We start from the raw sequence: 26,047 nt of genomic DNA, 5'->3' as shown, positions 1-26,047 counted from the left end.
CACGGGCCGGGCGTGCCCAGGCCGCACGCTGCAAGGAGACCGTTCAGTTCGTCCGGCGTGCCTAGCCGCCGCCCATGCCGGTCAGCCCCCACGTCCGGGAAGGGCGTGGGGGCTGTCGCAACTTGCCTTTACTTACTCAAGCGGCGGCGCCTTCGCGCCGCCGGGCGGTCCCAGCCGCCTCGGCCGGGCTGCGGCCTGCCGGCCGGTCCCGGCCGGGCGTCTGGCCGCGGGCCGACGAGAACGACACCACATTCGAGGGTCTCTACCCGGCGGCGGCGGTCCGCTCGGCCGCCGCCGCCATCGCCGGGGTGGGCGTGCGCGACCGCTCCCCCGAGATTCGCGAGGCGCACCTGAACGACATCATCAAGCAGCGGACGGCCGTGGACTCCTCCGCCGATGAGACGCTCGTGGTGATCGGCGACGAGGTGGTGGAGCTCTTCGACTACGCGGCCGAGCGCATGCCCGGGTGGTCCGGGATCGTCACGGGCGAGCTGAGCGTCGGCGAGTTCCGCCAGCAGTACCTTCACTCCGCGGCGGCCGGCCTGCACGTCATCGCGAACACCATCGCGGCGGCGAAGATCGCCGGTGTCTCCCCGCGCAAGGTGGTGGACGCGCTGGCCGAGCTCCCGTGGCGGCGCGACGACCTCCAGATCGACGCCGCGGCCGAGGACGGTTCCCTGGACCTGGAGAACCGCGCCGCTACCGCCACGCACCTGCTGTTCGAGGGCACCCTGGCCAAGACGGCCTGGGACGAGCGCGGCGGGCGCTGGCGCTCCAGCGCCTCCGGGGCGACCCGCGCCGGATACGAGGCCGCCATCAACACGGTGCTGCACCGCATCGCCCTGGAATGCCCGGAGATCGCGGCCATCGCTTCCGACACCACGTTCACCGAGCTCGGCCTGATCGCCCGCAAGCGCGGCCCCGGTCGGCCGAAGAAGGTCACCACTGCCGTGGAGAGCGCTAAGTAGTCCACCCCCCGTCCGGCCTGGCCCCCGCACCCACAGTGCGGGGGCCTTCACCGTCCCCGGGTGGCGCAGCGGGTTCGGACGGGGCGGCATCACGTAGGCGGCTTGACCCGCGAGGGCGCCAGCCTGCTCCGGTCCGACGCGAAGCTCGAGGCGCTGCGCCCCGAGCGCGACGGCCCAGGCACCGCCTGGTTCGGCCGCTGCAGCTGGCACACCCTAGACCAAGCGCTGGCCAACCCGGCCGTAGGGAGAACGCCGGCCCCGACTGGCTGGGGTGCCCCGAGTGCGTGCAGGCCCGCGTCGCACAGGATCTGGGCCCGTTGGTGTTGCCGGTCCCGACCAAGCGCGAGCTGGTGGCCGCGCTGGTCTCCGCCCCGATGACACCCCGCACCACCCAAGAACACATCCTCACCCTGCTGAAGCACTACGCCCACGGCCAGGGGCGCGTCGTTCTTGCGGATTGCCCGGGTTGATCACATGATGCCCAGGGCGGTGAGCGGTCGGTTGGCATCGCGTGCGTGGTGGCGGAGTCCGGCGGCGACGTTGCCGCGGCCTGTCAGCCGAAGAGCACCACTGGCCGGGTTCCGCAGTGCAGCCAACACGCGGGGAGCGTTGCCGGTGCGAGCACGGGAGGCGTCCTCGGGGAAGGTGCGTTCCTGACGTGGTGGATCTTGTTCTCGGTATCCCCAGAGCTCGCGGATGCGGCGGGCGCTCTCGGGCACGGTGGCCTGGTGCATGGTCAGGCTGGTAGCCGACATAGGGGCACCCCCGATAGGTAGGCCGGCCATCTGCGAGTATTCCTGACCATGAGCACCCTCGTCCGCCGATCAGCGGGAACCCAGACCATGTCCGACGTGCTGCTTTCCTGGCTGCGCATCCGGCGGCTGACCACAGAGAAGGACCTCGCCGACCTGGCCGCGGGCACCACGCTGAAGGTGGTCTGCTCGAGCCCGACGTTGGGCACGGTCAGGACGGCCCCGATCGGCAAAAGCCGCACCATCCCGATCGCGGCCATGGGCTACCTGTACCTGACGTCGGAGCAGGTCCGCTGGCAGAACCGTCGGACCAAGGAGACCGTCACCGTCCAAGGACCGTGCACGCTGACCCCCTCGGAGAGGAAAGCCGGGCACTGGAAGATGGCCCGCCTGGACCTGCTGGCGGACGGTCGACAGCACGTGATTGTGATCCCCAAGGCCGACGTCCCGCTGGTCACCCGGGTGCTGGAGCGGGCTGAGCAATAGTGCCGCAGGCCCGCTGGAGGGCCATCGAGGGTCCGCGCGGAGGGCGACGGCGAGTTCATGCGGGGCGATGATCGGGCAGGCACGGTCTTCCGTCGTGGTGATCAGGGACTCGACACCTCGTGATCACCCGGAGGCCGTGCCTGCCTCCGCTCCAGCCCGGCCCCCGAACTGGCTCAGCCATGTCAGCTGCCTGAAGCGGCATCAAAATGGACACTTCGACTGAACGACGCCGCCCTGTCGGGCAGCCGGGCCTCGCCGACCGGGACGGCCTGCTCCTGGTGCCGCCGCTCGCCCACACCCTCCCCCTGCCCGCCGGCATCCGCCCGAACCCGGCGCCGGCCTGTGTCATGCCTGTAGGGCCTGTAGGGGTTGTGTCATTGACCGGCCATTTCTCCAGGTGGGAGTGATTCACAGAAAGGCTGTGTTGCCTGTGTTCGGGCAGGCGGCCCGGCTGGCTGACCCGTCTCACCGGAGTTTGACCAGTCTCAGCGAAGTTTGATCGCCTGCCGGATTCCGATGGCAGGCGTGCCTGTGCTCGAATGCAGCCACGCGGGGATCTCCGGCCCACGAGGGGGTCGCGAGGGCGTGAGCTGGACAAGGGAGTCCTGGTGACTGGCCAGACGGTGAAGATCGCGTCGCTCTGCGAGTGCGGCGACATGGCGGTGCGGCATGTGAACCAGTTCATCGACTACGGCGAGCTGTGGTGGGATGCCGAGTTCTACTGCGATAGCTGTGGTGCCTATCGGTGCGAGCACTCCGGGCCGGGGGCGGCACCGGACGATGAGTGGCGACGGGCGCTGCTGGTGGCGAACGGACCCACCCGGCTGCGGCTGGCCGGGCCGGTACCCAGCCTTGTCCCGGCGCTGAAGGTCTTCCGTGAGGTCTCGGGCGTGTCGTTGCTCCAGGCCCGAAGGCTCGTCGAAGAGCTGAGCAGCGACGGTGTGGTGGGCACCCTGGCAGAGATGGAGTTCTTGAGGGCGCGGCTGCAGCTCCGCGGGCTTCCGGTAGATATCGACAGGTAGCGGGGCCGGTAGACCGCCCGGTCAAGCTTCGGCTGAGACTGGTCAAACTCCGGTGACAATCACGGCGGCGTCCATCGTGGCGGCCAGGGCGGGCAGCTCGCGTTCCAGCTCGCCGAGCACTGCGCGGGGCATCGCTGCGGCGAGCGGCGCAGACCGCGACCAGTGCGATCCGTTCGCCCATCGCCAGCTCCGGCAGCGCCTGGGCGTACGGGCTGCCGGTGACGACGTAGGCCGCCAGGTCGTAGGCCAGCTCCTCGTCCAGCTGCCCGCCGCCGCCCGGACCACCTCCCGGCCGGCAGCCTGCTCGACGGCGTCGGCAGCCCGCTCCAGCACCATGCGGTGCCTGCCCTCCGCCTGCCGGGCCGCGAGCTCGCGCACCCACCCGCCCGCCCGTCGGCCCGCCTCGCCCGCCTCGGCGAGCAACACGTTCACCGCGTGCTGCTGCTCCCGCTGCTCCTGGTCCTCGTCCTCGGCCACTGGCTCGCCCACCACCGGCAGGACGGTCACGTTCGTCATGCCCGGTGAACTCGCTAGCACCAGCAAGGTCACGCACGGTCGGTGAGTTTCGCCCCGCCAAACCTTTCGCCGGCGGGTCCTGCCAGCCTGTGTCACGTGAGCGGGGGGCGCCGGTTGCATTGAGACTGCCCAGGGTCGCCTAGGACTTGTCCGGGCGATCACGTACGAAGCCAGATGATGAGGGTTGCTGCTGTGACGGTGCCGAGGTAGACGTAGCCGCGCTTGATGCCCCTATGGATGTCAAGCCTCCAGGGATCGGGTTTGTGAGCCTGTATTGGGGCTGGCGATGAGTCGGTGGACCTCGCGAGCGACGTATCGCTTGAGGCACCGGAGCGCTTCGCGTCGGGTCTTGCCCTCGGCAATGCGTCGTTCGATGTAGCCGCGGGTGCGGGGGTCCCAGCGGAGACGGGCGAGAACGATCGTGTAGAGGGCAGAGTTGGCCTGCCGGTTACCGCCACGGTTGAGTCGCCTTCGCTGGGTCTTGCCGGAAGACGCCTCGACTGGGCTGACGCCGCAGAGGGCGGCGAATGAGGCTTCGCTGTCCAACCGTTCGGGGTTGTCGCCTGCGGCGATCAGCAAGGTCGCGGCGGTGTCGGGCCCGACGCCGTAGCAGGCGAGAAGCTGCGGGTTGTGCTGCGTGATCACGTGCGTGATCCGCTCGGACAGGTCCTCGATCTCCGCGGTGAGGTGCTGGATCCGTCGGGCGAGGATCTTCAGGGTGTGGGCGGCGGCTCCGGCGGTGCCTGGTGCCGTGTCGTCGAGCTCGGCGCATGCGCGGATCAGCTTGGAGTTGCTCAGGCCGGTCAGCGACTCGCGCAGTCGGGGGTCGGTGGCGACGAGAACGGCCTTGAGCTGATTGATGGCCTGGGCGCGGGACTTGGTTGCGGATGTCTTGGCCATCTTGAAGAGCCTGAGTGTTTCCACGGGCCCGTCGCCGGCCTTGGCGCTGGCGGTCGCCCGGCCGGTGATGACTGCGCGGGCGGCGGCCTCGGCGTCGATGGTGTCGGTCTTGCCGCGGCGGCGACGGGTGGCCTTGTCAGGCTGGTTGACCTCGAACACGGTGACCCCGTGGCTGCGCAGATGACGGCTGAGAGCAGCTCCGTAGGAGCCGGTGCACTCCACTCCTGCCCAGCTGAGCTGGCCGAACGAGCGGGCCCAGTCCAGCAGTTCCTCGTAGCCGGTGGTGGTTGTTTGAAAGCTCCGGTTGGCGACGAAGGCGCCCGAGGCCGTGACCAGGGCGGCGACGTGGACGTCCTTGTGGGTGTCGACGCCCAACACGATCTCGTGGGTGCTTTGGTGGAGCGGAATGGGCTGGGCCATCCTGGTCACGGTCACCTGTCTCCTGCAGCGATGGGAATCGGGTGGCCATCGCTGGATCGGCCAGGGCGGTCAGGACTGTGACGGTGCCTGTCGCGAAGGCCCCTATCGGGACACGCCCGCCGATCCAGCGGCAGCAAGTGCCGCTCCGGACAGTGGCCGACAGATCAAACGCAAGGCACGAGGGCCAGTCGTATCGCGGGTCAGATCACTGCCCGAAGCGGCACCCACATCCTCACAGTCATACCGTGTGGCAACGGCTCTGGCGTTCTTGAGCTTGTTGATGGCCCGTCCCTCCAGGCGGGAACCACCGATCCGGGCACCGCCCCGGCGACCCGCGCCGGCCGTTCACCGGCCACCCCGGCCGACGGCGTCCCCTCGCCTGCGGGAGGTTCCGCCAGGACCTCGGCCACCGTCTGACGGGCGATCACGAACCGCTCGCACAAGGCTTCCACCTCCTGCAGCTCGGCCTGCAAGACCTCCACCCGCTGCCGAGCAGCACGCTCGCGCTCCTTCAGCAGCCCCATCACCGACGGCATCCGGCACCTCCACCGAAGAGATGACACGACACCCCCGTCCCTGCCACCCGGGCACCAGCACTATGCCTGACCAGCGAAAACGCACCCGTCACTATCGGAACAACGGCTTCTGAGCGGTCCTCAGGCGTGCCGCACGCCACCCAACAGCCGCTCACACCGTCCGGCAACGACGGGATGCACCGATGGCGAGGTCGGCGCGGTGAAACCGGGCTGCGGGTTGGGGGCCGCCCCTGCTCGTATCGGGGCTTCCATCTCGCAGCCTGCCCGCCCGCCGTGGGAGCGACATAACGGGTGACATGACGCCCCCAGCCCGTGAAACCGACGTCACCCCAGGTCAGAGCAATACGAACGCGCATGTCACCCGCCATGCCACCCGCCCGGGTCACCTGGCTGCCGGTGCTCGGCGGATCGCCCCGCCCGGCCTACCTGCGCAGACGCGGGATCAAGGCGGTGATCCCGGAGAAGGTCGACCAGGCCGCGACCCGCAAGAAGCGCGACCGCCGACGGCCGACCCGTCTCCCACGACGCCGAGCAGTACAAGGAGCGCAACACGGTCGAGCACTGCATCAACAAGATCCGGGCCTGGCGGGGCCTGGCTACGCGATACGACAAGACTCCCGAGAGCTACATGGCGGGGCTCCAGCTGCGCGGAGCCATCATCTGGATGCGCAGCCTCGGCCCCGCCTCTTGATCACGACTCCAAACAGGCCCGGGAGCGTGGCAGCGGCGCGACTTTCGCGGGGCGGGAGGTTATGGGGATCTGGGGCATGAACGTGCGCCTGTCAGCCGCCGGTACGTTCCCGGACGTCGGTTCGGTGTGGTGTCCGGGGGGTCACGCGACTGTGACCGCGACGCCCGGTAGGACCAGGCGGACGTCGATGTCGGGGGCGATCCGGGCGACGGCGTCGGCGTAGTGGCGGGGGTCCTGGTCGGCTTGGTGATCATCTGGTCACCGAGCCTGCCGCTGTGGAACGCGTAGTGGTGCGGCACGGCCAGGGTGGGCCGGAGCACGGCGGTGAGTCCGGCGGCGTCCTCGGCGTTCATGACGACCTGGGCCAGGTCCATCGGTCGGATGCACAGGCCGTTGATCGGCAGGATCGCCAGGTCGATGTGGCCGAGTCGCTGCGGGATGGCGTCCAGTTCGGGAACCCGCAGTGAGTCGCCGCCGAAGAAGACGGTGCGGCCGTCGGCCTGGATCACGAAGGTGACCTCGTGGACGCCGTGAGCGCCCGGGGTGGCCGTCACGGTGAGACCGGCGACCGCGGTGGACTCCCAGGCCTCGATGGCGCGCACGTCGCGGAAACCCTTCTCCCGCGCGAGGGTCGCGACGGTGCCTGGTCCGATCAGGGGTGTGGCCAGGTCGAAGCCGGTATTGACGAGGGCGTCGAGGTCGCAGTGGTCGTAGTGCTCGTGGCTGACCACGAGCGCGTCGATCGGGCCCAGGGCGTCGGCGGTTGAGTGGAGCGGCTCGCCCGGGTAGTAGCTCGCGGTCTGGGTGAACCACGGGTCGGTGAGGATCCGGATGTTCCCGATCTCGATCAGCTGGCAGGCGTGAGCGATCCGGGTCACGGCCAGGGGAGTGCGCATGCTCGACTTTTCCCTTCCTGGGTGGAGGTCATCAGTGGCCGAGGTCGAGCAGCGCGCCGAGCAGTTCCTCGGACGTCTCGACCTGCGGCAGGTGTCCGGTGCGGGGGAGCGCGGTGAACGTCGCCATCGGGATGGCCGCGGCGTAGGCGCGGCCATAGGCGGGGGTGACGATGCGATCACTCTCGCCCCACAGCACATGGACCGGCAGGTGCAGGTCGCCGAGCCGTCCGGCGAGCGTCGGGTCGGACATGGTGGGACCGGTGTAGCCGATCAAGGCGCGTACGTCCGGACTCGGGCCGTTGCCGCTGCCGTTGGCGTTCGGCGCAACCGGTGCCTTGTTCGGGTCGTGGAAGGAGTGGGCCTGGAGCTGCGCCGGGGTCAGGCCGGTCACGTCGGTCGGCGGTTCCCCCTCGACCTCGATGCCGATGCCGTCGATGATTACCGCGCCGCTGACGCGGGGGCTGCGCAGCAGGGCGATCTCGGCGGCCAGCCAGCCCCCGAAGGAGTTGCCGACCAGCGTCACGTCCTGCAGGTCGAGTTGGTCCAGCAGCGCGACGTAGGCGCGGGCCAGTGCGGTGACGTGGCTCAGCGTGTCGGCCTTCGGCGTGCCGCCGAAGCCGGGGTGGGTGGGCAGCAGGACGCGGGAATGGGTCCGCTCGGCGAGTAGGTCGGCGAAGCCCGCCGTGGTCGCTGCCCCGCCTCCGCCGTGCAGGAGCAGGAACGGCCGGGTGCGGTCGCGGTCCTGGAGCGTGATCTCGGCCGGGCCGTCGGATTCGACGTGGAGGGTGCAGGTGCGGGTGGGCCGGAGGGTGCCGGCCGGTACGGGTGTGCTCATCGTTCCATCTCTCTTCCAGAGGTGCCGGGGCCAGCAGCGAGCTATATAAGGAACCTTAGATCAGGTTCCTTATATACGCAAGCTGATTCTCCCTGGGTTACGATCTCCCACATGAAGCACCGCCCCGCAGATGTCGCCTTGGCCGTCAAGCGCCTGCAGTATCGTCACCACCGCGCGCTCAGCCGCGCCCTGGCGCCGCTCGGACTCTCACTCGTGCAGTGGGACACCCTTCGCCACCTGCGCCAGCAGCCGGATGCCTCCCTGCACGACCTGGCGGTGCTGACCTTCCAGACCGACCAGTCCTTCGGCTCCCTCGCCGCCCGGATGGCCGACCGCGGCCTCATCGAACGTGTCCCGGGGCCCGGGCGGGCGGTCAGACACCGGCTCACCGAGGAGGGCGAGCGCTTGCGCGCAGCAGGACAGGACGTGGCCGAAGCCGTCGTCGAGTCCTCGTTCAGCGCCCTCTCGCCCGCCCAGATCGACCAGCTCGGCGACCTGCTGGACGCCGCCCTCGGCCCCGACCCCATTGCATAGCCACGCCGTCAGCAGGGCCTGGCGGCCCTGGCTGCGTTCGCGGGGCGGTGAGGGACAGGTGCGGGTCCCCCGCGCCCACCAGGAGACCCTCTAGGACTTGTCCGGGCGATCACGTACGAAGCCAGATGATGAGGGTTGCTGCTGTGACGGTGCCGAGGTAGACGTAGCCGCGCTTGTCATACCGTTTGGCAACGGCTCTGGCGTTCTTGAGCTTGTTGATGGCCCGTTCGACAGTGTTGCGATTCTTGTACCGGTCCTCGTCGAAGCCTGGTGGCCGACCTCCGCGTGAGCCCTTGCGCAGGCGGGCGGCCTGGCTGTCGGTCTTCTCCGGGATCGTGTGCCGGATGCCGCGTCTGCGCAGGTAGTCGCGGCACGGCCCATTGCTGTATGCCTTATCGGCGGCCAGGCTGTCGGGTTTCTTGCGGGGTCTGCCCCGACCGATCCGCGGGACTCGGATCTTCTCCAGCACGGGTATGAACTGGGTGCAGTCCGCTCTCTGTCCTGGTGTGACGATCAGGGACAGCGGGCGGCAGCAGCCGTCCGCTGTCAGGTGGATCTTGCTGGTGAACCCGCCCCGCGAGCGGCCCAGGCCCTCACCTCCTGCACCACCTCCACCAGGCGGGCGACGAGGCTCTGCCACGGCGTCTCGTCCTGGTGTTCTCCCGACCCATCCCCCTTTGAGGAAAGGGATGGTGGCGGATCAGTGCGAGCGCCGGCCGCGTGCTGGTGGGCTCGCACGATGGTGGAGTCGACCGAGATGTCCCAGTGGACCTGACCGGCCGCGTCTGCTTCAGCCTGGACCTGCTGAAGCAGGCGCTCCCAGGTCCCGTCGGCCGACCACAGCCGGTGGCGTTCATAGACCGTCTTCCACGGCCCGAACCGCTCAGGCAGGTCGCGCCACTGCACACCGGTGCGCACCCGGTGCAGTATCCCGTCGATCACCTGCCGATGGTCCCGCCACCGGCCACAACGCCTGTTGCTGACCGGCAGGAACGGCCTCAACCGTTCCCACTCGGCATCTGTCAGATCACCCCGCCCCATGCCCAGACCAACGAGCAAGGCAGGCGATAGTCACATGATCGGGCGGACAGGTCCTAGCTCAGTGAGGCTGGCGCTTTTTTGGTCATGCCATCCGAGCGGGCCTCGCATGACTCTGGTTCACCAACCGCCCGACTCGCGAGTGCACCGGTCTCCTTCGCCGGGTTCGCTGGGCTGTGCGCCCGGAGGTTCGGGTGCGCGCCCCGGGGTGAGCTTCGTCGCCGCTCGTACGGGGGGTTTGCCGCCGTAGAGCCCCCACCGAGTAGTGCGTGTCCCTACTGTCCTTTGCGGTCGAGCTTGTTGGCGCCGACCGATCCGCACATGGGAGAGGACTACGCATGCTCAAGAACAAGAAGATCCGCGTCGCCGTCTGGACGGCGACGGGGCTCAGTCTCATCGCGGGCGGCGTGTGCGCGGGAGTGGCGGCGGCCGCCCCGGCCGGGACGGTGACGGCCCCGTACGCGCAGGCCGCCGCCGTGGTCAACGCCGACGGCAGCGTCAACCGCTCCAAGGGCATCGTCGACGTCACCAAGCCCGCGGTGGGCCGGTACTGCGTCGAGCTGGCCGACAAGAGCCTCGACATCACCAAACTCGTCCCCACCGCCACCCTGTGGCTCCGCTCCTTCGACGAGACCGTCCAGATCTCCATGTCGCCGCACCCCCTCTGCGGGAACCGCACCGACAGCTTCCTCGTCGGCACCGGAAAGCCCGGCGTGTGGGCCGACGCGGCGTTCTCCATCGTCATTCCCTAACCCGCAACACCTCCGCCGGGCGCACCAGCAGCCGCGTTGCGTCCGGCCGCCAACCAACAGTGCCCTTCCGCACAGGCCGCGGGAGGGCACCCTGCTATAACACTGTCCGCCAACTTCGCCACCATTACCGAGACGAGTGGCGCCGTCGTCGCCGCCAGTTTCACCGAGACCGGACAGGGGTTGTAGGGGTCGTGGCCCGCTGGCTGCCGGTGAGTTTCGCCCCGCTGAAACTCCCCGTCGCAGGTCAGGGCCTGTGCGATCCCCGTTGCACCCTGCGAGCCTGTACCTGTCCGGCCGTCCTGCAGAACGGTTGCCGGTTGCAGCGCTGCACGATGGTGGCGCTGCAACCGGCTGCTACCCGTGCAGCGCTGCACGCTGCTACCCGAGCAGCGCGGTGCAGCGCTGCGTCAGCTGCGAGCCCTTGTCCCGGTGGCCGGCCGCTGGAATTCGCCCCGTTGCCGGGGGCCGAGGCGAAACCCGTCCGGGTGCTGATCTTGACGGCTACGATCCGCCGACCAGGCGACGGCCGAACCGGTGGCCGTCGAACCACCCACACCCGCCCTGACCAGGTAATCACCACCTCCCGCGCAGCGGGGGAAGCTCAAACCGCCGCCCCGGCCCGCGCCGACTTCTGGTCGCGGCACGCCTGGCGACAGGCGCACCGGCGTATCTACGGGTGATCTTCTGTGGGGCGGGGCCGGGGATCCTTCTAGATGACTGATGCCAAGGGCTCGCTGGCACGCATGACATGAAGCGAGGGAGTCCAAAGATCGGTTGTGACGCCTGATCTGGACTCCCTCGCGACCGCACTCTACGTGAAGACCGACGACCTGCTGAAGGAATCGCCGCATCTGGTGCCGTGGCGTCCCGAGATCGGCATCGAACCGCAGCTCAGCGATGCCGAACTGGTCACGCTGTCGGTGATGCAAGCACTGCTCGGCTTCGTCTCCGAGCGCCGCTGGATCCGCTACGCCCACTCCAACCTCCAGCACCTGTTCCCGTACCTTCCAGGGCAGTCCGGCTACAACCGGCGCCTGCGCAAGAGCGCGGACCTGATCGCCCGCGTCAACCGGCAACTGGCCACCGACACCAGCCTGTGGACGGACAACGTCTGGGTGGTCGACTCCACCCCGATCGAGTGCGGACGCTCCCGGGAGACGGTCAAGCGCTCCGACCTGGCCGGATGGGCCGAGTACGGCTACTGCGCCAGCCATTCGCGGTTCTTCTGGGGCCTGCGGCTGCACCTGGTGTGCACCCTGCACGGCCTGCCCGTTGCGTTCGCGCTCACCGGCGTCAAGGCCGACGAGCGCACCACCCTGCTGGACATCCTGGACACCGAGACCGCCCTCGTGGCCGCCCGGCCCGGCCAAACCCTGATCGGGGACAGGAACTACTACGGCGCCGCGTTCGAGCGTGAGCTCGCCGAGCTGGAGATCCGGCTCCTGCGACCGGCCCGCAAGGGCGAATCCGTGCGGGCCGGATCACAGCTGTTCAAGCCGCTACGGCAGGTCATCGAGTCCGTCAACGACACTTCAAGGGCCAGCTCGACCTCGAACGCCACCACGGCCGCACACCCGGCGGCGTCATGGTCCGCGTCCTCCAGCGGATCATCGCACTGACCGCCGCGATCTGGCACAACGACCACACCGGCCAGCCCGTCATGCGCTCGCTGACCGCCTACGACCACTAAACCCCTTGGCATCAGTCATCTAGCGGAGGCTGAACAGATTCTGCGCGTTAAGGGAGTGGCAGGACCACTTGACCATCGCCCAGTAGCAGGCTTCACCCTTGACGGAGAAGGACGGGCCAGGGCTGGTGAAGCCCATGGTGAGGCTGGCTTTTGCCACCAGGGCTGAGGGGTTGATGGTGATGGTGGGGGTGGTGTGCGAGAGCCTGACACGTGTCGGACCCCCGGCCTCCTTGCCGAAGATGGTGGTGGCGACGGTGAGGTCGGCCTTCCAGTCCTCTCCGGGCTGACCATCGATCTCAAGCCGGAGTGACAGAACGCCGTCAACGATGGTGACGTTAAATGCCGCTGCCGCAGCGGCCTGGGCCGTGGACGGCGTGGCTGTCGATGTACCGTCACTGATCCTGGGCGCCGGCATGCTGTCAATGGCCGCCAGGTATTGGCCGCGGAGCTGATCGACGGGGACGTCAATGATGAACGCTGAGGCGACAGCTTCCAGCATGTCGTCGAGGTCCACCGTCGGGTTTCCGGAATCCACATGGAGCTCCTTTCAATCGAGCGCAGGACAAACCCCATGCGGGGGTACTGACCGCCGGGGAGCAATCGCATCACTGCCCCACCTGGCGGGCTTAATTGCCTAGGGCCGCTCCTTCGGCCGAAAGCAGCCTCACCTGCAAGTTCGAGTGTGCTGTGGTACCGCTCAACCGCCCCTCGCCCTGCGCAGGTGCGTGCCCGCCGGCGAGGTGCCGTGCACTCCCGCCTATCCGCCACCGGCACGAAGTCCCCTCACGCCCTCGACCCGGATCACTCAAACTTCGATGGCACACGCTTAAGGTTCGGTGGCACAGGACATCCCCATCCCGGCCGCCCGGACCACCAGCCCGGTGATGCCGAGCGGGCGCCGCGCGAGCTGATGTCCGGTCCCGGCCGCAGCTGGGACACCGGGCCGCGCTGGCGGTGGGTGCGGATCCGCATCGGCGGCCAGTGGCGGTCCGGCCGGGTGGAACGCTGGCGCCTGCACCACGGGTCCACTACCTGGGTCGCGCTCGTCCGCTGGGGCCCCGGCCCGGACGACTGGGGCTGGTACCTCCACCACCCGCGCACCATCCGCCAGGCCCCGCGGCCCACCGACCCTCACGGCCCGGCGGGCTGGTGAACACCGGCCATGACAGCGAGGCGGCCGCCGCCGACCTCGCCGACGCCCTGGAGGCCTTCGCCGACCACGCCGCCACACCCGGTGTCGGCGCCGACGTCTGGCTGACCATCGGCACCCCGTACGAAATCGAACAACGCACCCTCCGCTTTCCCGCCGGCGTCGCCGACTGGATCACCGAGCTGCTCCGTGAGGAGACCCAGGCACTGGAGGCCGGCCACCGGGTCGCCGGGCGCGGCCAGGACGACGACCAGGACGCCGACGTCGAACCGGCCTGGTGGTGAACCGGCGCCCTCGATCCGCCCGCGCGGTGTCGGGGCCGGCTGGGATGCTGGGCGCCATGGACGACGAGGCGCTGCTGCGGGGCCGGGTCTACGGCGCCGATCACGACGACCCCGACCCGGGTCCCCGGCCGGGGAACGAGTACCGCGAGCTTGTGGGCGGCCCGCTCGACGGTCTCCTCCTGGACGTCAGCGGCTGGGATACCGAGCAGTTCGCCGACGGCGCCGCGCTGGCCACCGAGATCGGCCGGTACGGCGCCGGCGGCCGCGCCCACTACGAGCCCCGCCCCGCGGATCTGTCCCGTTGGGACGGGTCGGGCGACACTTCCTGACACCACCGGGACCAACCCCGGCAGCAGCGCGGCGGATGCCCGCCCACACTGGAAGGAGACCGGTCCGCGCCTGAACCCCCGAGCGGGTGGCGGACCGGTTCCACGGCGCACGAGCGGTCAGGACGTCACCGGCTCGCCAGGCCGAAGGCCGGAGTGCCTGTCAGTCGTTCGACGCCTCCTCGATGCCGCGCAGGACCGCTTCGGTGTGCTCCTGCTCGCTGCGCTGCTGGGCGGCCCAGTCCCGCATGCGATGGACCGCGGTGACGTCGTTGGCAGTGGTGGGTGTGGTGACGGTCACCGGGGAGGTCGTCACCGTTACGCACGGGAAGGTGATCGTCAGGCTGTCCCCGGACTGCCTGGTCGTGACCGCCGTGCTGGTGCCGCCCGGGAAGAAGCGGTACCCGCCGCTGTTCAAGCCCGGAGACTGGAAGCCCTGCCGGCCGGGGAACGGGGCTGTCCGGGTGAGGGTGTCCTCGTCCGGGTGACGGCTCTGGTCCGGTTGCCGGACGTGGCGTCAGGAACGGCTCCTAGGCTGCCCGCCATGGAAGAGTTCGTTACCGAAACACCTGTACGGCTGCGGCTCTGTGTCGATCTGCGGACGGCCGCGCTCGCGGGCCGGGCCGCTGTGCTGCTGCGGGAGTTCAACGAAGCCGCGATGACAGGCCCGACGCTCGATCCGCCCCATCTTGCCCAGGCGCTCGAAGGCGTCATCGCGGTGGTGGAGCGGCTGCCGAACACCCTGCGGCACCTGAGTGGCCACCTGCTGAGCATTCAGCGGCAGGGATCGCTGCTCGACCCACAGGAGCGGGATACGGACGAGCTGACCGAACGGGTTCGTCAGCGCTGCCACGACGCCGCCGAAGCGCTGGCCCCTATAGCGGTGAGGCTCAGGGAAGCACGCGAGCTGGTGGCCCCGCTGACAGCGGTCGAGCACCCGCTCCGGACCGGAGCCCGGGACCTGCCGGACTCCGGCGTCGGCCCCACCGGTACCGCTGACCGGCTCGGGGGCCTTGCGGGCCGGGACTGCGCCGCGATGGCCGAGGCCGTGGGCGTCCGGCCGGGCTGACCGGCGGGCAGCGACCCGTTCTGTCACGGCAGTGGGCTGGCGGGGTGGTCAGCAGGGCTTGAGGGTACGGCGCTTGTCAGCGGCGTGGCGGGCCTGGGTGCGGGCCTGCTGGTAGTGGTCGAGCGCCTCGCGGGTGCGCTGCGTGATGACGAGCTTGGTGGTACCTGAAGGGCCGATGTAGGAGGCTGCGCCGGCACCGTAGCGGCCGTTCTCGGTGTCGCTGTCCCTTTTGTACCGAAGGGTGTCCTTGACGCCCAGGGCCCGTAGGCGGGTGAGGGTGTGCTCGACCTCGGGGACGTCGCGCCAGTCGGGGGTGTAGATGCAGATCGGGCGGCGGGTGCCGTCCGTGAAGCCGCGGTGGTTGGACAGGGTGCCCGCCTTGGCGGCGAAGCTGAGCCGGTCGCTCTCCACGGCGGCCCGGATTCCTGCCCAGGCGTCATCGAGCTGGCTCAGGGGTACGAACCACAGCCACTTCCCGATCCAGGGATGGTCGCTGGCCGGCGAGGCGATGGTGCGGGCTCTCGCCCACAGCCAGGGTCTGGTCTGTTCGAGGGAAGGAGTGTGGCGTCCGGGCGGTGAGTACCGATGGTCCGTTTGAGCGGTTTCTGTGTCCACGTCAGCACTGTATACGGAGCATCCTGGTGGGGGCTGGTAACACTCCCTCATGGCTGTCAAGGAACGCGGTACCAGCCGCGAACGGCGGGATCTGGCGCTGACCGCATGCTGCGCGGCGGCGATTGCCGAGACCGACCTCGAAGGAGAGCCCCTCCGGCGGGCCGGCCGGCTGATGGACTGCCTCGGGCTGCTGCGCTCGGCCCACCCCGCACCGGTGGCGGAAACCCTGGACATGCGGGCTCTGAGGCGCGGGCTGCGCGAAGGCATCGGCGCACTTGTGCCCGCCGACAGCGCCGGCCACGAAGCCTTCGCGACCACGGTGCTGATCGACGAGCAGGGCCTGCTGCGCGGGGAGGTGGAGGACCTGGGCCGCGAGCACCTGGTACCCCGTCAGGCACTGGAAGGCTACTGGCCGTGGGCCCAGATCAGGGCAGAACAGGAGGAGCAGCGCCTGTTCGAGGAGATCCGCCGCCTGCAGCCCGAGGACTACGAGCGGGTGCGGGTGCTGCTGGCCACCCACCCGTGCGGTGACCTGGACGAGCTCCTCGAGGCCTGGGGCGGGCTATGGGGGCGCTTCGCCCTGTTCGAGCCGGTCGCGTCATGGCCGTGGTGCAACGTGGCCGGGTGGTGCTTCCCGTGCCCGCGCTGCCGCTGGCCGATGCGTGCCCAGCGGGGTACCGACGGCGTGGTGCTGCTGTCCTGCGACGCACACTCCGGCGACGGCGTCAGCTACGCCTGCCGCCCCGGCCGGGGCGCCGGCATGCCGCAGCTTGAGGGCACCGGGAGGAACTCGCCGCCCATTTCGGGGTTTCCCGCCGCCGGAGGCCACCTCGCGGTGTCGCGCCCGGTCTGGCGCTTCTTCACTTTGCCCGGGCAGATGGAGGTCGGATTCCGGGACGAGCTCGCCGGGATCAAGGACTTGCTCATCGTGATGTACCCCGGCGGTGACGCCTACGACCTTCACATCACCGCCTGCCACCCCCTGGTGGCGAAGGAGTGGAGGATCGACGCAAAGGCCTGGCAGTCGCTGCCGGCCCTGGGCGACGCACTCCTGAAACGCGAGCCACTGCCCGGCGCCAGCCCGCTGATCATCATGGTTCCCCACCGGCAGAGAGCCGAGATGCCGGTGCTGCGCGCACAGCTCTCCCGCCGCCCGGACCTGCGGGTCGCCACCGACAAGGAACTGCTGCGCGAGATCCGCCAGTGGTGTGCTCTCGGCAGCGCCGAAGGAGCCATTTCATGATCCGCTCCACGGAGTCCGAGGCCATTCGGAACGCCGCCATCACCGCTGTCCTCGCGCTGACCCAGGAGTACTTCTCCTTCACCGCCCCCACCGGGGTGACCGGCGTGCCGCTCGACCAGGCGCACGCCTTCGCCGCCCGGCGCGTCGACCTTTGGGAGCGGTGGCCCGGCCTGCCAGATGAGATCCACGGCCTGTTCGGCCGCCTGTGGCAGGTCACCGAGGACGAGACGGACCTCGCCCAGCACGAGGCGTTCTTCGACGCCGCACTGGAGTACGCCGTCGAGTCGACCGCACTGTTCACCGTCCCCGACGGCGCGAGCACCGATGAGGTCCGCTGGGTCCAGGTACGGCACAGCCAGGAACCCCTGGCCCTGGCCGCCCGCCTGATCACCGAGGCCGAGGCTTACCGGGAGGCGATGGACACACCGCTGCCCACCGCCGCGCCGGGCCTGTGGTCGTTCGGCCCGGACGGCGAGTCCACGGTCGAAATCCCCGACAGCGAGAAGCACACCCCCACCACACCCATCGCGCTCGCCACCGCCCCTCTCCTCGCCCAGGCCCACCTGCCCAGTTCCGCCGTCCTGGACTTCGTCCAGGAACAGGCCCAGGCCATGCCCGGCCGCTTCGGCTGGAAGCCCGGCCTGTTGAGAAGCTTCTTCACCAAACTCACCGACGCGTTCGGCCGCGACGTCGCCACCCTGACCATGCCCGCCGGCATCCTCAGCCTCCTCAACGCCCCGACCGGAGTCGGCAAGAGCGTCCTGATGCGGGATGCGGCCCTGATCCTCGCCCGCGGCGGGCAAGGCCCGGTCTTGGTCGTGGTCGGCACCATCCGCGAAGGCCTCGGCTGCGCCGAGCAGATTGCCGCCGACGACGCCCTCGCCGAGTCCACCGCCGTCGCCCTGCAGCACACCGCACAACGCGGCTCCGGCACCCGCCCCCTACAGGTCACCGCATGGGTTGCCCCATCCCGCCAGCGCGAACAGGCCGCACTCGCCTACTCCCAAGGCAGGGCTGACCGGTTCGAGACCCTCGCCGCCGGATGCGAGATGACCGGCTGGCAGATCGACGGACCCCCCGTTGACCCCGCCCGGCCCCCATGCGACCAGCTCCAGTGGGCCGGACCACCCGACCGCAACTCACCTACCGGCCGCCACACCTGCCCCAGAATGGCCATCTGCGGCCGCTTCGACCACGTACGGCGCGCGGCCCAGGCCGACGTGATCGTCACCAACCACCACAACCTGCTCCGTGGCCGCGTCAGGACCCCGGTCCGGATCGACGGCCACCGCACCGTCCGCGAGATGAGCGTCCTGGAATTCCTGCTGCGCCGCTGCCGCGTCGTGATCATCGACGAGATCGACTCCTTCCAGCACAAATGGTGCGAGACCGGGGCCACCACCTTCCTGCTCGCCTCACGCAGCAGCAGCGGACACGGCGGCCGCCTGGCCGAAGTCGACCGCCAGCGCGGCGAGCGCAACCTGTCCTCGCTGTCCAACCTGCCGCTCACCCCCGCCCTGCTGAAAGCCCGCGAACTCGCCGAGACCCTCGTCGACAACCTCATCGAGAAAAAGCTGTGGCTCGACAGTGCCCAGGAACGCAACAACCGGCCCGGATCGGGGTGGTACCTGCCCGGGATGAAGGACGCCGGCCTGTGTCGCGCCCTGCTGAACCTCCCCGACGACACCGACATCCCCGACGAGGTTTACCGGAGCTACCTTGCCCTGTTCCCCAGTGAACGAGCGGGAAGACTGCCCGAGGCCTGGGACGACCTGGCCGCCCTGCTGGCACGGGCCGTCGACGGCCGCGGCAAGGCCCGCAAGCTGTCGGTCATCAAGTTCGACATGGTCCGAATCCTGCGCGGCACCACCTTCCGAATCCCCGCCCACCAGATCCCCGAAATCGTCAATGACCTGCTGATCCGCACCTGGCTCGGCAGCCTCCAAGCCGCCCTGCACGACCTGAAATGGGCGGTACGCCCACTGACCGCCCAACTCCCCGCCGCCGGCGACCTGCTCCGCGCCATGGGCGCGCTCACCAGCACCGAACCCCTGCCGTTCGGAGCCCTGGGCTCCCAACTGTGCGGATTCAAATTCGACCAGGGCCGCACCGGCGGCAGCCTGTCCTACCAAGCCATGTCCGGCGACCCGCACACAAGCACCGTCCACCTCGGCAACACCGTCGCCCTCGCCACCGCCGGCACCAGACGCGCCGTCCTCGGCCTGTCCGCCACCGGTTACTTCCCCGGCGCAGCCCGCCAACACATCCACACCCTCCCCGCCTACGTGATGACCGACGCCGCCCCCGGAGCCGTCAGCGCCCACGCCGGCCACGTCTCCGCAAGCCCCGACACCTGGCAGCCCATCAGCATTGGAGGCCTGGAAGAACGCCTCAAGCCCGGCGAGATCCGGCGCCTGGCTGAACGCCTCTGGCAGGAACACCTCGCCGCGCACCTAGCCAACCTGGCACGCAACGACCCCCAGCGTGAACTCGCTCTCCTCGCCGGCAACTCCTACCGCCACGGCCTGATCCTCGCCGTCGGAACCGCCAAGGCCTGCCAGCACCCCGAATGGGTCGCAGTCGTCGTCCAGGACAAGAACAACCCGCACACCGACATCCCCCTCCCGCCCGGCATCATCCTGCTCACCATCGACGAACTCGAAGACCTGCCCCGCCTCCACCCCCATGTCAAGGTCGTCTGCGCCCCGCTGGCCCTGGTCTCACGCGGCCTCAACATCCTCATCCCCGACTCAGAGTTCTCCGCCCTCGCCTCCGTCTGGGTCGGCGTACGGCCCGTCACCCAGCTCCACTCGCCAGCCGACTTCTACGCCAGCATCAACGCCGCCGGCACTGCCGCCGCAACCCCGGGCCCGGACCCCGCAGCCATGCTCCAAGACCAGCGCCGCACGGCCCGCTCCCGCAAGAACCTGCTCCTGCGCACCGACCCCCGGTTCTCCCGCATGCCGCGCTTCCTCAAAGCCGAAGTCCTCGCCGGCATTCTCGTCGAACTGATCCAGCTCGCCGGACGAGCCCGCCGCGGCGGCACCCCCGTCGAGCTCTACCTCGTCGACCACGCGATCTTCAACACCGGCGTCGGCTGCGACTTCCCCTCGATCCTGCGCGCCTACTACGCCAACCTCGACCCCGGGCAGCAACAGATGCTGCAACGCATCTACGGCTCCACCCTCACCGCCTGGCTCGACCTCGCCCACAGCCCCGACCTGCTCCCCAACCAGGTCACCCTGCTGCCCGCCCCCACAAGGGACGACAAGGACACCCTCCATGAGTACGCCTGACACCGGCACCCGCATGTCCCTGCTCGCCTGCCCGCTCACCCCCGACCTCATGGGCACGGTGTGGCTCTACCGCCTCCCCGACAAGATCGAAAACGTATGGAAAGACCTCCGCGACCAGTACCGCTTCACCACCGGATCCCGAGGCAACCTGCCCTACGAAGGCCTGCTCATGGTGCTCCGCGCCAGTGCACACACCAGCGCCTCCCTCTACCCCACCAGCAAAGACCACCCGCCCCGCTTCCTCGCTCTCTCCCGCAAGATCTCCCCGGCCCAGCTGCGCGCGGCCATCGTGCTCTGGCAACAGGCACTCCTGACCACACGCGACGAGCAGGCCGAACAGATCAGCATCGACCACCCCAGCGAACTCGCCGATCTCATCGCCTCCGTCGATCCCGAACACGTCGCCCTCTTCGACCACCTGACGATCGGCAGCAGCACCATCGACGCCGACTCCTGGGTCTGGGAAGCCACCAGCTGCAACCTCGCCCGCCGCCTTGGCGCCACCCCCCTGAAGATCGACAACCGCGAGATCAACCTCCGCCCGGACACCGAGAACAACCTCCTCGTCTGGCACCCAGACCAGCTCTGGTCCAGCAGCTGGTACGCCGCCCGCCCAGGCAAGGACAAAGACGTCGACCCCACCACGCTCGACGAGTGGAAGACCGACCTGCGCTATGCGGCCCTGCGCGTCACCGTCGCCATGAAATCCCTCCCCGGCATCCCCCACCCCCTGGCCGTCCTCCACCCCAGCGTCTCGCGCCTCAGCAACACCCTCCGCAGCGCCCGCACCGCCTGGCTCGCCCCCAAAGACCCCAACGCCCCGCTCCTCTCCCTCCACCTCGGCGGCAAGGGCGACCACACCCACCTCGACCACACCAGCCGCCTCGCACTCGACGCCTGGGTCCGCCTCCGCAGCGAAACCGCCTTCCCCCGTAAGGACGGCGAGACGGAATTCCTCCCCCGCAGCGCCATGGACCTCTCCGGCCCCCCAGGAAACCTCCGGGCACTCATCCCCTACTCCACGCGCTACCCGATCGGCAAAGGCCCCGGAATCCACACCGTCACCGCCCTCGCCGACCACCTCGCCACCGAACTCGGCCAGCCGCTCCTCAAAGCCTGGAAGATCTCCGCCCCCGCCGCCTACGGCGCCCGCAAAACCGACTACGGCCGAGACACCGCACTCCTGGACAACCCAGACCTCCACGGCATCCTCACCGCCGCCGGGTGCACCAAGCTACGCATCCTCGCCCTCTACGTGCACCAGGAACAGCGCACCCGCATGCAGCGCCTCCTCGCCTACCACTTCAACCGCCCCGACCTCGCAGACGGCATGCCCGAGGACACAGTCATCGACCTGACCGAACACGTCGAAGTCCTCATCCACCACGCACCCGAACTCCTCACCCACGGCAGCCACCACCGGCACCGCGGCGAACTGACCGCCCAGATCCCCGGCCTGACCGCCCCGAACACCGGCGTCCTCGCCCTGTGCGAAACCACCTACGACGCCAGCCAGTGGTCCCGCGACCGCCGCGCCGCCAACCGCCCCGAAAGCCAGACCACCGACCCCGATACGCTCGACGCCAAGCCGCACGTCTCCCGCCACCTCGCCCAGCACGGCGTCCTCGCCCAGTTCCTCAACGCCAACGTCACCCTCGGCCGCTCAAAAAAGCAGCCACGCGAGACCACCAACCCCCTCGACGTCCTCGGCGCCGAACTCGCCACCGACCACCCCGGCCACCACGCCATCGCCGACATGCTGCGCGCCGCCGGCCTCGTCCCACCCCGGCTGACCCGCGCCATCTCCTACGGAGGCGGACTCAAAGACCGCTGCGCCCACGTCGGCCTGCATCTGCGCGTTCAGCGCGGAGACAAGTGGAAGGACCGTACGGAGCAGCAGCCCAGGCTGATGTGGACCCTCGTCGCCTTCATCCCCCGGGGCGACTTCTGGGAAGCGTGGGCCTACATCCCTCCCGCCCACAACGAGCGCTCAGGCTGGTTCTCCTATGCGATGGCCCAGACCATCCACCGAGGCGCCCCACTGCCTGACGGCTCCCGCCAGGACGACGCCCTGCCCCGCCAGATCGACCACGCTCTCTCCCTGCTCGGCCAGCAGGACTACATCCTCTACATCTCCGGCCGAGGAACCCGCTCGCTGTGGCCACTGCTGGCCAACAAGAACCTCGACCTCACCCCCGACGACCTCGGCCACATCAAGGGCAGGCCCGCCCTCCCCGGCATCAGCCTCCCCGACGGCAGGCGCCCCCGCGCCATCATCCGTACCACCGCCGCCGGCCCTGACCTCCCGCTGCCCGCCTTCTTCGAAGAGGTCGCCGCCGACAGCACCGTCACCGACGGCGACAAGACCAGCAACTCCCTCTTCCGGCTCCAGGACACCGACCGGACGTTCATCCTCTCCAACCGCCCCCACCAGATGGACGGGAAAACCTACTTCGCCAAGGCCGGACGCGACCGCAGCCGATGGTCCCCCCAGAACGGCGAGGAACAGGCCGAGACCTGGTACACCCTCAACGCCACGGAGATCACCGTCCTTCACTGCCCGGACCACCACGACCCAGCCACCTACGCGATCACCGCCACCCGGCTCTGCAACTACCCGCTTGCCGGGGAACACCGCACCCAACTTCCGCTGCCCATCCACGCTGCCATCCAGATGGACAAGGACCACCCCGACTACCGCCGCAGCATCGACTGGGAGACCGAGGAAGACGACGGTTGACAGACGGCCTGATCCCGGCCCGCCGCCTGTGCCGTTCGACCCGGTGCCCGCCACTCGTCCCGGTTGACGCTGGGAGGCCGCCACCCCGCAGGATGACGGCCTCCCTGTGCCTTCCCAGGGCCCCGGCAGCCCAGCGCCCCCCTGCGGACACCAGGCCCGGCCGTGCCGGACCGCTACGCCCGCTCTTCGCCGCGTCCAGCGAGCTCCGCGAGCCGGCCCGCGCGTCGGCTGCACCCCCTTGCCTTGGCGTCATTCAAGGATGACGGGGCCACCTGGCGCACTACGGCCTGGTCCTCGCGGACGGCCGATCCTCGGTGTTTGCCCAGCTAGGCTTTCGCGGACCCGTGCTCGTCGGGCTGGCCAGCTCCGGCGGTATCGAGGTCGTTCTGCTGCTTGCGGAGCAGGACCTCGCCGCAGAGGATGTAGGTGTTCAGCGCGCACATGTTCGCGGCGCGCAGCGCGACCTCGGCGTGCACGCCCTTGCTGGTCAGCTTGTCGAACGCGGCGAACCTGTCGTGCAGGCCCTCTGCCATCGCGATCGTCGCGGCGGAGACGTTCTCGCTTTCGCTGACCTCCTTGATGAACTCGAACAGCCGACTGCGGTAGGAGCGCTGGTCGAGCTTGAAACCCGCCGCGGAGGGCTCCGGCCGGGCTGTGAAGACGTGGTCGACCACAGCCTCCAGGATCCGGCGGCAGGTGGTGAGGGCCTGCGACAGTTCCTCGCCGGCCGGAGCGCCGCCGTCTCGAGTGGCCGCTTCATTGAGGCGGCGGTAAACCGCGTTGAACCGTTCGACGAGGCCCGGCGCGTGAGTGCTGAGCAACCGGTCCGTTACGGCCTTGTAGTTGCCGAAGATGGACTCGTTGATGGAGCTGTAACCGAAGCGACGTTCCCACTCGCACAGGTAAGAGAAGGTCCGGTGGCGGGTCCGGTCCTCGATCTCCCGCATCTTCAGGGAGCCCTGGAACTCCTGCAGATCGAGGTGCTCCTGGAGGGGCGCCGAGCGTTCCTTCCAGAAGTCCAGCTGGTCGAGCGAGTGCGCCAGGAACAGCGACTTCTCGGGATCGAGAGGTCCGGCCGGGTCATCCGACTGCAGTCGATCACGGACGTACTCGTCGAACGCGGCCTCCGACTCCCCATCCGCACGACCCCAGGACGACGGATCCGGCATAAACCTCCTGGTGGTGGCCGCGTTGGCCCAGGGCGCGCCCCCGGCCGGCCGCAGTTCGTGCGCAAGGCGCACCGCGGTCCGGGTATCACCGATTAGCCCGGCTATTCGGACCGCGCGGCGAACGGAGACCTGAAGCGGGCGCTCGTCGAACTCGTCGAGCGCCTTACGGACAAGGGAGAGGATGTCGTCTGTGGAGGCCATCCGCCGAATGTAGCCCGCACGTCGGACGGAGAGTATTGGCTACGTCCACGGGAATGGACAGCGTTTGTTCACCGCTTTGGGAGTCATCCGGCCACGGCTGGTGACTCGAAATGTTCACGACTCTGGACAGCAGGCAGGCTGTCGAGCGGTAGCCGGGGGTAGATCCCGGACGTGGCTGGGCCAGTCTGGTGATCTATGGTCACGGCCATGACCAAGACCACGCCGCCACGACCGCTGGATGTCGAAGGGCTCTTCCCGAAGCTGTCTGGCTACCGTGGGGTGACGACGCGGCTGCACCCGCGAGCCGGGCGCCCCGACGTCTCGGCCAGTTCGGTCGGCGGTCCGCTGCTCTGGCCCGCGGACGAGCCATGGCCGGCGTGTACCGAGCCGCACCGACGAGGGCGCGGCTACCGAATCGCGGGCATCCGTCGGCGGCGTCAGTTGCTCGCGGAGGCCTGGGCGCGCGACGCGGCCCCGGGTCCGACGGACGACGAGCGGGTCCTGCTGAAGGAGCTGGGGCGCAAGCACCGTCTGCCGGACGTCGTGGACACTGATCCGGTCCCGCTGATCGGCCTGGTCCAGCTGTACCGGAGGGACGTGCCGGGCCTGCCTGCCGGACCGGACGGCTGCGATCTGCTGCAGGTGCTCTGGTGTCCGTTCGAGGCCCACGGTCCGAGCGGTTGCGGCCTGGCCCTGCACGTGGTCTGGCGTCGGTCCGAGCAGGTGGGCGAACTGCTGGGCGCCGCACCGGAGCCGCTGTTGGTCGGCTTCGAGGGCTCGGTGCCCGAGCCGTGCCTGCTGCACCCGGAGCAGGTGACCAGCCATCCCTACGTCGGGACGCTGCCCGCGCGCCTGCAGGCCGGGATCGACGCCTGGGAGGAAAGGCAGGAGCGGAAAGCGGACAAGGACCCGGACGCCGACGTGGTCACCTACCACCACGACCTGTCGCTCCCGCCCGGCTACCGCGTCGGCGGCTTCGCCTCCTGGCACGGCACTGACCCGTACGCCATGACCTGCACGGCCTGTGGCACGTCCATGGCCTTGCTGCTGACCCTGGACAGCCGCGAATGGGACGGCGGCTGCATCAGCTGGATGCCGGTCGAGGACCGCAGCCTCCCCCAGCATCTCCAGGACCCTAGCCCCACCGGACTCGTCTTCGGCAGGCACGGGCAGCTGAACGTATTCACCTGCCCCACCGGGCCGAAGCATCCGCACCAGTGGAGCATCCAGTAGGCCCTGCCGAGGCTTCTGTAGAGGGCGCTGTCGCTTCTGCTGAACATCGAACAAGGCGCGGGGCAGGTGACTCCCAAAGAGTTGAGCACTTGCTGCCCAAACTCCTGAACACAGCCAATGTGCTGAATAAGAACCTCAGGAATGCGCTGAAATATAGCGATGACTTCTCCTTTTGGCTGTATGGCGAAGGGTATTTCAGCGGCGACCCCAGCGGATACCCGGCCCTGTTCGACGCCTGGATCAAGCGGCAGGCGGACAAGAGTAACGAGGACACCAGGCTGTCCGGGAACCGCGCCTGGGAGGTTTTCGACGACCTTGCCGCCAAGGGTGGAAGTTGCTCACCCGGCGACTTCGAGGAATTCGGATTCAACAACCAGCCTGCCATGGTGCCTCATATCAAGGCGTTGGAAGACGTGAATCTCGTCCTCAGCTCCACGTCGGATGCGGACAGGCGACGCAAGACCATCTCGATGACACCGCGAGGATGGCTTGTCCGATATGCAAGGACCGGCTATTCAGTGGGCCAGTAGGCGACGCCCCGATTCGAGGCAGCTCTTAACCTCGATCTTTCGTGACGGCCCGTCGGTTCAGGCGAATTCGAGGGGTCGTTGCAACACCGGTTCGGTTGTTCAGGCAGCGAGCAGTTTAGACAGACACTCGGCTGGGGTTTCCCAGCCGAGTGTCT

The 26,047-nt window shown here is 69.2% G+C and carries 26 protein-coding genes and 2 pseudogenes; 17 read left to right on the top strand and 11 right to left on the bottom strand.

From position 1 onward, the window contains the following. The first annotated feature begins 122 nt into the window (after positions 1-122). Both ACZ3UD_RS34200 and ACZ3UD_RS34195 read left to right on the top strand, forming a co-directional pair. Positions 123-968: a hypothetical protein gene (locus ACZ3UD_RS34200; RefSeq protein ID WP_465596768.1), complete on the top strand. Its 846-nt coding sequence runs from the start codon at positions 123-125 to the stop codon at positions 966-968. A 317-nt stretch (positions 969-1,285) separates the two neighbouring features. Beyond that, positions 1,286-1,438: a hypothetical protein gene (locus ACZ3UD_RS34195; protein WP_465596765.1), complete on the top strand. Its 153-nt coding sequence runs from the start codon at positions 1,286-1,288 to the stop codon at positions 1,436-1,438. Here the strand turns inward: ACZ3UD_RS34195 and ACZ3UD_RS34190 are convergent, their stop codons facing one another. Continuing rightward, positions 1,439-1,702, bottom strand: coding sequence for a hypothetical protein (locus ACZ3UD_RS34190; protein WP_465596762.1), 264 nt, complete (start codon positions 1,700-1,702; stop codon positions 1,439-1,441). Between the two features lie 108 nt (positions 1,703-1,810). Between ACZ3UD_RS34190 and ACZ3UD_RS34185 the strand changes: the two genes are divergently transcribed. Both ACZ3UD_RS34185 and ACZ3UD_RS34180 read left to right on the top strand, forming a co-directional pair. Continuing rightward, entirely contained in the window at positions 1,811-2,206 is a 396-nt protein-coding gene (locus ACZ3UD_RS34185; RefSeq protein ID WP_465596759.1) for a hypothetical protein, read from the top strand. A gap of 608 nt (positions 2,207-2,814) precedes the next feature. Further along, a complete protein-coding gene (locus ACZ3UD_RS34180) occupies positions 2,815-3,228 on the top strand; it encodes a hypothetical protein (RefSeq protein ID WP_465596756.1) in 414 nt (137 codons plus the stop codon). A 42-nt stretch (positions 3,229-3,270) separates the two neighbouring features. Here the strand turns inward: ACZ3UD_RS34180 and ACZ3UD_RS34175 are convergent, their stop codons facing one another. The 3 genes from ACZ3UD_RS34175 to ACZ3UD_RS34165 all read right to left on the bottom strand — a co-directional run bounded on the left by ACZ3UD_RS34175 (position 3,271) and on the right by ACZ3UD_RS34165 (position 5,600). Further along, positions 3,271-3,744, bottom strand: a complete 474-nt coding sequence (locus tag ACZ3UD_RS34175; protein WP_465596753.1) for a hypothetical protein — start codon at positions 3,742-3,744, stop codon at positions 3,271-3,273. A 240-nt stretch (positions 3,745-3,984) separates the two neighbouring features. Next, positions 3,985-5,064, bottom strand: coding sequence for an IS110 family RNA-guided transposase (locus tag ACZ3UD_RS34170; protein WP_465596858.1), 1,080 nt, complete (start codon positions 5,062-5,064; stop codon positions 3,985-3,987). Positions 5,065-5,264: 200 nt separating this feature from the next. Further along, entirely contained in the window at positions 5,265-5,600 is a 336-nt protein-coding gene (locus ACZ3UD_RS34165; RefSeq protein WP_465596750.1) for a hypothetical protein, read from the bottom strand. 420 nt (positions 5,601-6,020) lie between these two features. Here ACZ3UD_RS34165 and ACZ3UD_RS34160 point away from each other — a divergent pair. After that, positions 6,021-6,291 (top strand): annotated as a pseudogene (locus ACZ3UD_RS34160) (IS5/IS1182 family transposase); the annotation flags it as partial. A gap of 59 nt (positions 6,292-6,350) precedes the next feature. On the opposite strand, the gene ACZ3UD_RS34155 reads toward ACZ3UD_RS34160, so the two are convergent. Both ACZ3UD_RS34155 and ACZ3UD_RS34150 read right to left on the bottom strand, forming a co-directional pair. Then, entirely contained in the window at positions 6,351-7,187 is an 837-nt protein-coding gene (locus tag ACZ3UD_RS34155) for an MBL fold metallo-hydrolase (protein WP_465596747.1), read from the bottom strand. Positions 7,188-7,218: 31 nt separating this feature from the next. Continuing rightward, complete coding sequence (locus tag ACZ3UD_RS34150) at positions 7,219-8,022, bottom strand: alpha/beta fold hydrolase (protein WP_465596744.1); 804 nt, start codon at positions 8,020-8,022, stop codon at positions 7,219-7,221. A 111-nt stretch (positions 8,023-8,133) separates the two neighbouring features. Here ACZ3UD_RS34150 and ACZ3UD_RS34145 point away from each other — a divergent pair, with 111 nt between their 5' ends. Beyond that, positions 8,134-8,556, top strand: a complete 423-nt coding sequence (locus ACZ3UD_RS34145) for a MarR family winged helix-turn-helix transcriptional regulator (protein ID WP_391492093.1) — start codon at positions 8,134-8,136, stop codon at positions 8,554-8,556. A gap of 109 nt (positions 8,557-8,665) precedes the next feature. Here the strand turns inward: ACZ3UD_RS34145 and ACZ3UD_RS34140 are convergent. After that, positions 8,666-9,597 (bottom strand): IS5 family transposase gene (locus ACZ3UD_RS34140; protein WP_465596855.1). Its coding sequence is split into 2 segments (ribosomal slippage): positions 8,666-9,249 and positions 9,249-9,597, totalling 933 coding nucleotides; the frame shifts between segments, so codons are not numbered across the junction. 335 nt (positions 9,598-9,932) lie between these two features. Here ACZ3UD_RS34140 and ACZ3UD_RS34135 point away from each other — a divergent pair. Together ACZ3UD_RS34135 and ACZ3UD_RS34130 are read left to right on the top strand one after the other, a co-directional pair. Next, entirely contained in the window at positions 9,933-10,346 is a 414-nt protein-coding gene (locus ACZ3UD_RS34135; RefSeq protein WP_465596741.1) for a hypothetical protein, read from the top strand. 776 nt (positions 10,347-11,122) lie between these two features. Further along, positions 11,123-12,036, top strand: a pseudogene (locus ACZ3UD_RS34130) (IS982 family transposase). A gap of 19 nt (positions 12,037-12,055) precedes the next feature. On the opposite strand, the gene ACZ3UD_RS34125 reads toward ACZ3UD_RS34130, so the two are convergent. Further along, positions 12,056-12,571 carry a hypothetical protein gene (locus ACZ3UD_RS34125; protein WP_465596738.1) on the bottom strand — a complete coding sequence of 172 codons (516 nt, stop codon included), beginning with the start codon at positions 12,569-12,571 and terminating at the stop codon, positions 12,056-12,058. Positions 12,572-12,946: 375 nt separating this feature from the next. Here ACZ3UD_RS34125 and ACZ3UD_RS34120 point away from each other — a divergent pair, with 375 nt between their 5' ends. Genes ACZ3UD_RS34120 through ACZ3UD_RS34110 form a run of 3 tightly spaced genes read left to right on the top strand, consistent with a single transcriptional unit; the run spans position 12,947 to position 13,799 of the window. Continuing rightward, a complete protein-coding gene (locus ACZ3UD_RS34120) occupies positions 12,947-13,189 on the top strand; it encodes a hypothetical protein (protein WP_465596735.1) in 243 nt (80 codons plus the stop codon). Next, positions 13,186-13,470 (top strand): hypothetical protein, encoded by a 285-nt coding sequence (locus ACZ3UD_RS34115; RefSeq protein ID WP_465596732.1) that lies wholly within the window; start codon positions 13,186-13,188, stop codon positions 13,468-13,470. The genes ACZ3UD_RS34120 and ACZ3UD_RS34115 overlap by 4 nt, the downstream gene beginning before the upstream one ends. Before the next feature lie 56 nt (positions 13,471-13,526). After that, the gene (locus ACZ3UD_RS34110) at positions 13,527-13,799 is read left to right on the top strand and encodes a hypothetical protein (protein ID WP_465596729.1); all 273 of its coding nucleotides are present in this window, start codon (positions 13,527-13,529) and stop codon (positions 13,797-13,799) included. Between the two features lie 160 nt (positions 13,800-13,959). Here ACZ3UD_RS34110 and ACZ3UD_RS34105 read toward each other — a convergent pair whose 3' ends face one another. Further along, a complete protein-coding gene (locus ACZ3UD_RS34105) occupies positions 13,960-14,214 on the bottom strand; it encodes a hypothetical protein (protein WP_465596726.1) in 255 nt (84 codons plus the stop codon). 126 nt (positions 14,215-14,340) lie between these two features. On the opposite strand from ACZ3UD_RS34105, the gene ACZ3UD_RS34100 reads away from it, so the two are divergent. After that, a complete protein-coding gene (locus tag ACZ3UD_RS34100) occupies positions 14,341-14,865 on the top strand; it encodes a hypothetical protein (protein WP_465596724.1) in 525 nt (174 codons plus the stop codon). 48 nt (positions 14,866-14,913) lie between these two features. On the opposite strand, the gene ACZ3UD_RS34095 is transcribed toward ACZ3UD_RS34100, so the two are convergent. After that, complete coding sequence (locus tag ACZ3UD_RS34095; RefSeq protein ID WP_465596721.1) at positions 14,914-15,531, bottom strand: putative phosphothreonine lyase domain-containing protein; 618 nt, start codon at positions 15,529-15,531, stop codon at positions 14,914-14,916. Between ACZ3UD_RS34095 and ACZ3UD_RS34090 the strand changes: the two genes are divergently transcribed. The 3 genes from ACZ3UD_RS34090 to ACZ3UD_RS34080 are packed head-to-tail and all read left to right on the top strand — an operon-like array spanning position 15,530 to position 22,759. Then, positions 15,530-16,723, top strand: a complete 1,194-nt coding sequence (locus tag ACZ3UD_RS34090; protein WP_465596718.1) for a restriction endonuclease-related protein — start codon at positions 15,530-15,532, stop codon at positions 16,721-16,723. The genes ACZ3UD_RS34095 and ACZ3UD_RS34090 overlap by 2 nt on opposite strands. Then, entirely contained in the window at positions 16,720-20,019 is a 3,300-nt protein-coding gene (locus ACZ3UD_RS34085; RefSeq protein WP_465596715.1) for an ATP-dependent DNA helicase, read from the top strand. The genes ACZ3UD_RS34090 and ACZ3UD_RS34085 overlap by 4 nt, the downstream gene beginning before the upstream one ends. Beyond that, positions 20,006-22,759, top strand: coding sequence for an RNaseH domain-containing protein (locus ACZ3UD_RS34080; protein ID WP_465596712.1), 2,754 nt, complete (start codon positions 20,006-20,008; stop codon positions 22,757-22,759). The genes ACZ3UD_RS34085 and ACZ3UD_RS34080 overlap by 14 nt, the downstream gene beginning before the upstream one ends. A 326-nt stretch (positions 22,760-23,085) precedes the next feature. On the opposite strand, the gene ACZ3UD_RS34075 is transcribed toward ACZ3UD_RS34080, so the two are convergent. Continuing rightward, positions 23,086-24,129, bottom strand: coding sequence for a hypothetical protein (locus ACZ3UD_RS34075; protein WP_465596709.1), 1,044 nt, complete (start codon positions 24,127-24,129; stop codon positions 23,086-23,088). A gap of 207 nt (positions 24,130-24,336) precedes the next feature. On the opposite strand from ACZ3UD_RS34075, the gene ACZ3UD_RS34070 reads away from it, so the two are divergent. Then, entirely contained in the window at positions 24,337-25,362 is a 1,026-nt protein-coding gene (locus ACZ3UD_RS34070) for a hypothetical protein (RefSeq protein WP_465596706.1), read from the top strand. An 89-nt stretch (positions 25,363-25,451) separates the two neighbouring features. Beyond that, complete coding sequence (locus ACZ3UD_RS34065) at positions 25,452-25,892, top strand: hypothetical protein (protein WP_465596703.1); 441 nt, start codon at positions 25,452-25,454, stop codon at positions 25,890-25,892. Positions 25,893-26,047 lie beyond the last annotated feature (155 nt).

The organism is Kitasatospora sp. NPDC023118 (assembly GCF_055560875.1).
This window is presented reverse-complemented; position numbering and strand designations above follow the sequence as displayed.

What these genes read in the sequence shown, in the direction of transcription:
- ACZ3UD_RS34190 (WP_465596762.1), bottom strand. Translation starts at nt 1,702, where the DNA reads ATGCACCAGGCCACCGTGCCCGAGAGCGCCCGCCGCATCCGCGAGCTC.
- ACZ3UD_RS34185 (WP_465596759.1), top strand. Translation starts at nt 1,811, where the DNA reads ATGTCCGACGTGCTGCTTTCCTGGCTGCGCATCCGGCGGCTGACCACA.
- ACZ3UD_RS34175 (WP_465596753.1), bottom strand. Translation starts at nt 3,744, where the DNA reads ATGACGAACGTGACCGTCCTGCCGGTGGTGGGCGAGCCAGTGGCCGAG.
- ACZ3UD_RS34170 (WP_465596858.1), bottom strand. Translation starts at nt 5,064, where the DNA reads ATGGCCCAGCCCATTCCGCTCCACCAAAGCACCCACGAGATCGTGTTG.
- ACZ3UD_RS34165 (WP_465596750.1), bottom strand. Translation starts at nt 5,600, where the DNA reads ATGCCGTCGGTGATGGGGCTGCTGAAGGAGCGCGAGCGTGCTGCTCGG.
- ACZ3UD_RS34155 (WP_465596747.1), bottom strand. Translation starts at nt 7,187, where the DNA reads ATGCGCACTCCCCTGGCCGTGACCCGGATCGCTCACGCCTGCCAGCTG.
- ACZ3UD_RS34150 (WP_465596744.1), bottom strand. Translation starts at nt 8,022, where the DNA reads ATGAGCACACCCGTACCGGCCGGCACCCTCCGGCCCACCCGCACCTGC.
- ACZ3UD_RS34145 (WP_391492093.1), top strand. Translation starts at nt 8,134, where the DNA reads ATGAAGCACCGCCCCGCAGATGTCGCCTTGGCCGTCAAGCGCCTGCAG.
- ACZ3UD_RS34135 (WP_465596741.1), top strand. Translation starts at nt 9,933, where the DNA reads ATGCTCAAGAACAAGAAGATCCGCGTCGCCGTCTGGACGGCGACGGGG.
- ACZ3UD_RS34120 (WP_465596735.1), top strand. Translation starts at nt 12,947, where the DNA reads ATGTCCGGTCCCGGCCGCAGCTGGGACACCGGGCCGCGCTGGCGGTGG.
- ACZ3UD_RS34110 (WP_465596729.1), top strand. Translation starts at nt 13,527, where the DNA reads ATGGACGACGAGGCGCTGCTGCGGGGCCGGGTCTACGGCGCCGATCAC.
- ACZ3UD_RS34100 (WP_465596724.1), top strand. Translation starts at nt 14,341, where the DNA reads ATGGAAGAGTTCGTTACCGAAACACCTGTACGGCTGCGGCTCTGTGTC.
- ACZ3UD_RS34090 (WP_465596718.1), top strand. Translation starts at nt 15,530, where the DNA reads ATGGCTGTCAAGGAACGCGGTACCAGCCGCGAACGGCGGGATCTGGCG.
- ACZ3UD_RS34095 (WP_465596721.1), bottom strand. Translation starts at nt 15,531, where the DNA reads ATGAGGGAGTGTTACCAGCCCCCACCAGGATGCTCCGTATACAGTGCT.
- ACZ3UD_RS34085 (WP_465596715.1), top strand. Translation starts at nt 16,720, where the DNA reads ATGATCCGCTCCACGGAGTCCGAGGCCATTCGGAACGCCGCCATCACC.
- ACZ3UD_RS34080 (WP_465596712.1), top strand. Translation starts at nt 20,006, where the DNA reads ATGAGTACGCCTGACACCGGCACCCGCATGTCCCTGCTCGCCTGCCCG.
- ACZ3UD_RS34075 (WP_465596709.1), bottom strand. Translation starts at nt 24,129, where the DNA reads ATGGCCTCCACAGACGACATCCTCTCCCTTGTCCGTAAGGCGCTCGAC.
- ACZ3UD_RS34070 (WP_465596706.1), top strand. Translation starts at nt 24,337, where the DNA reads ATGACCAAGACCACGCCGCCACGACCGCTGGATGTCGAAGGGCTCTTC.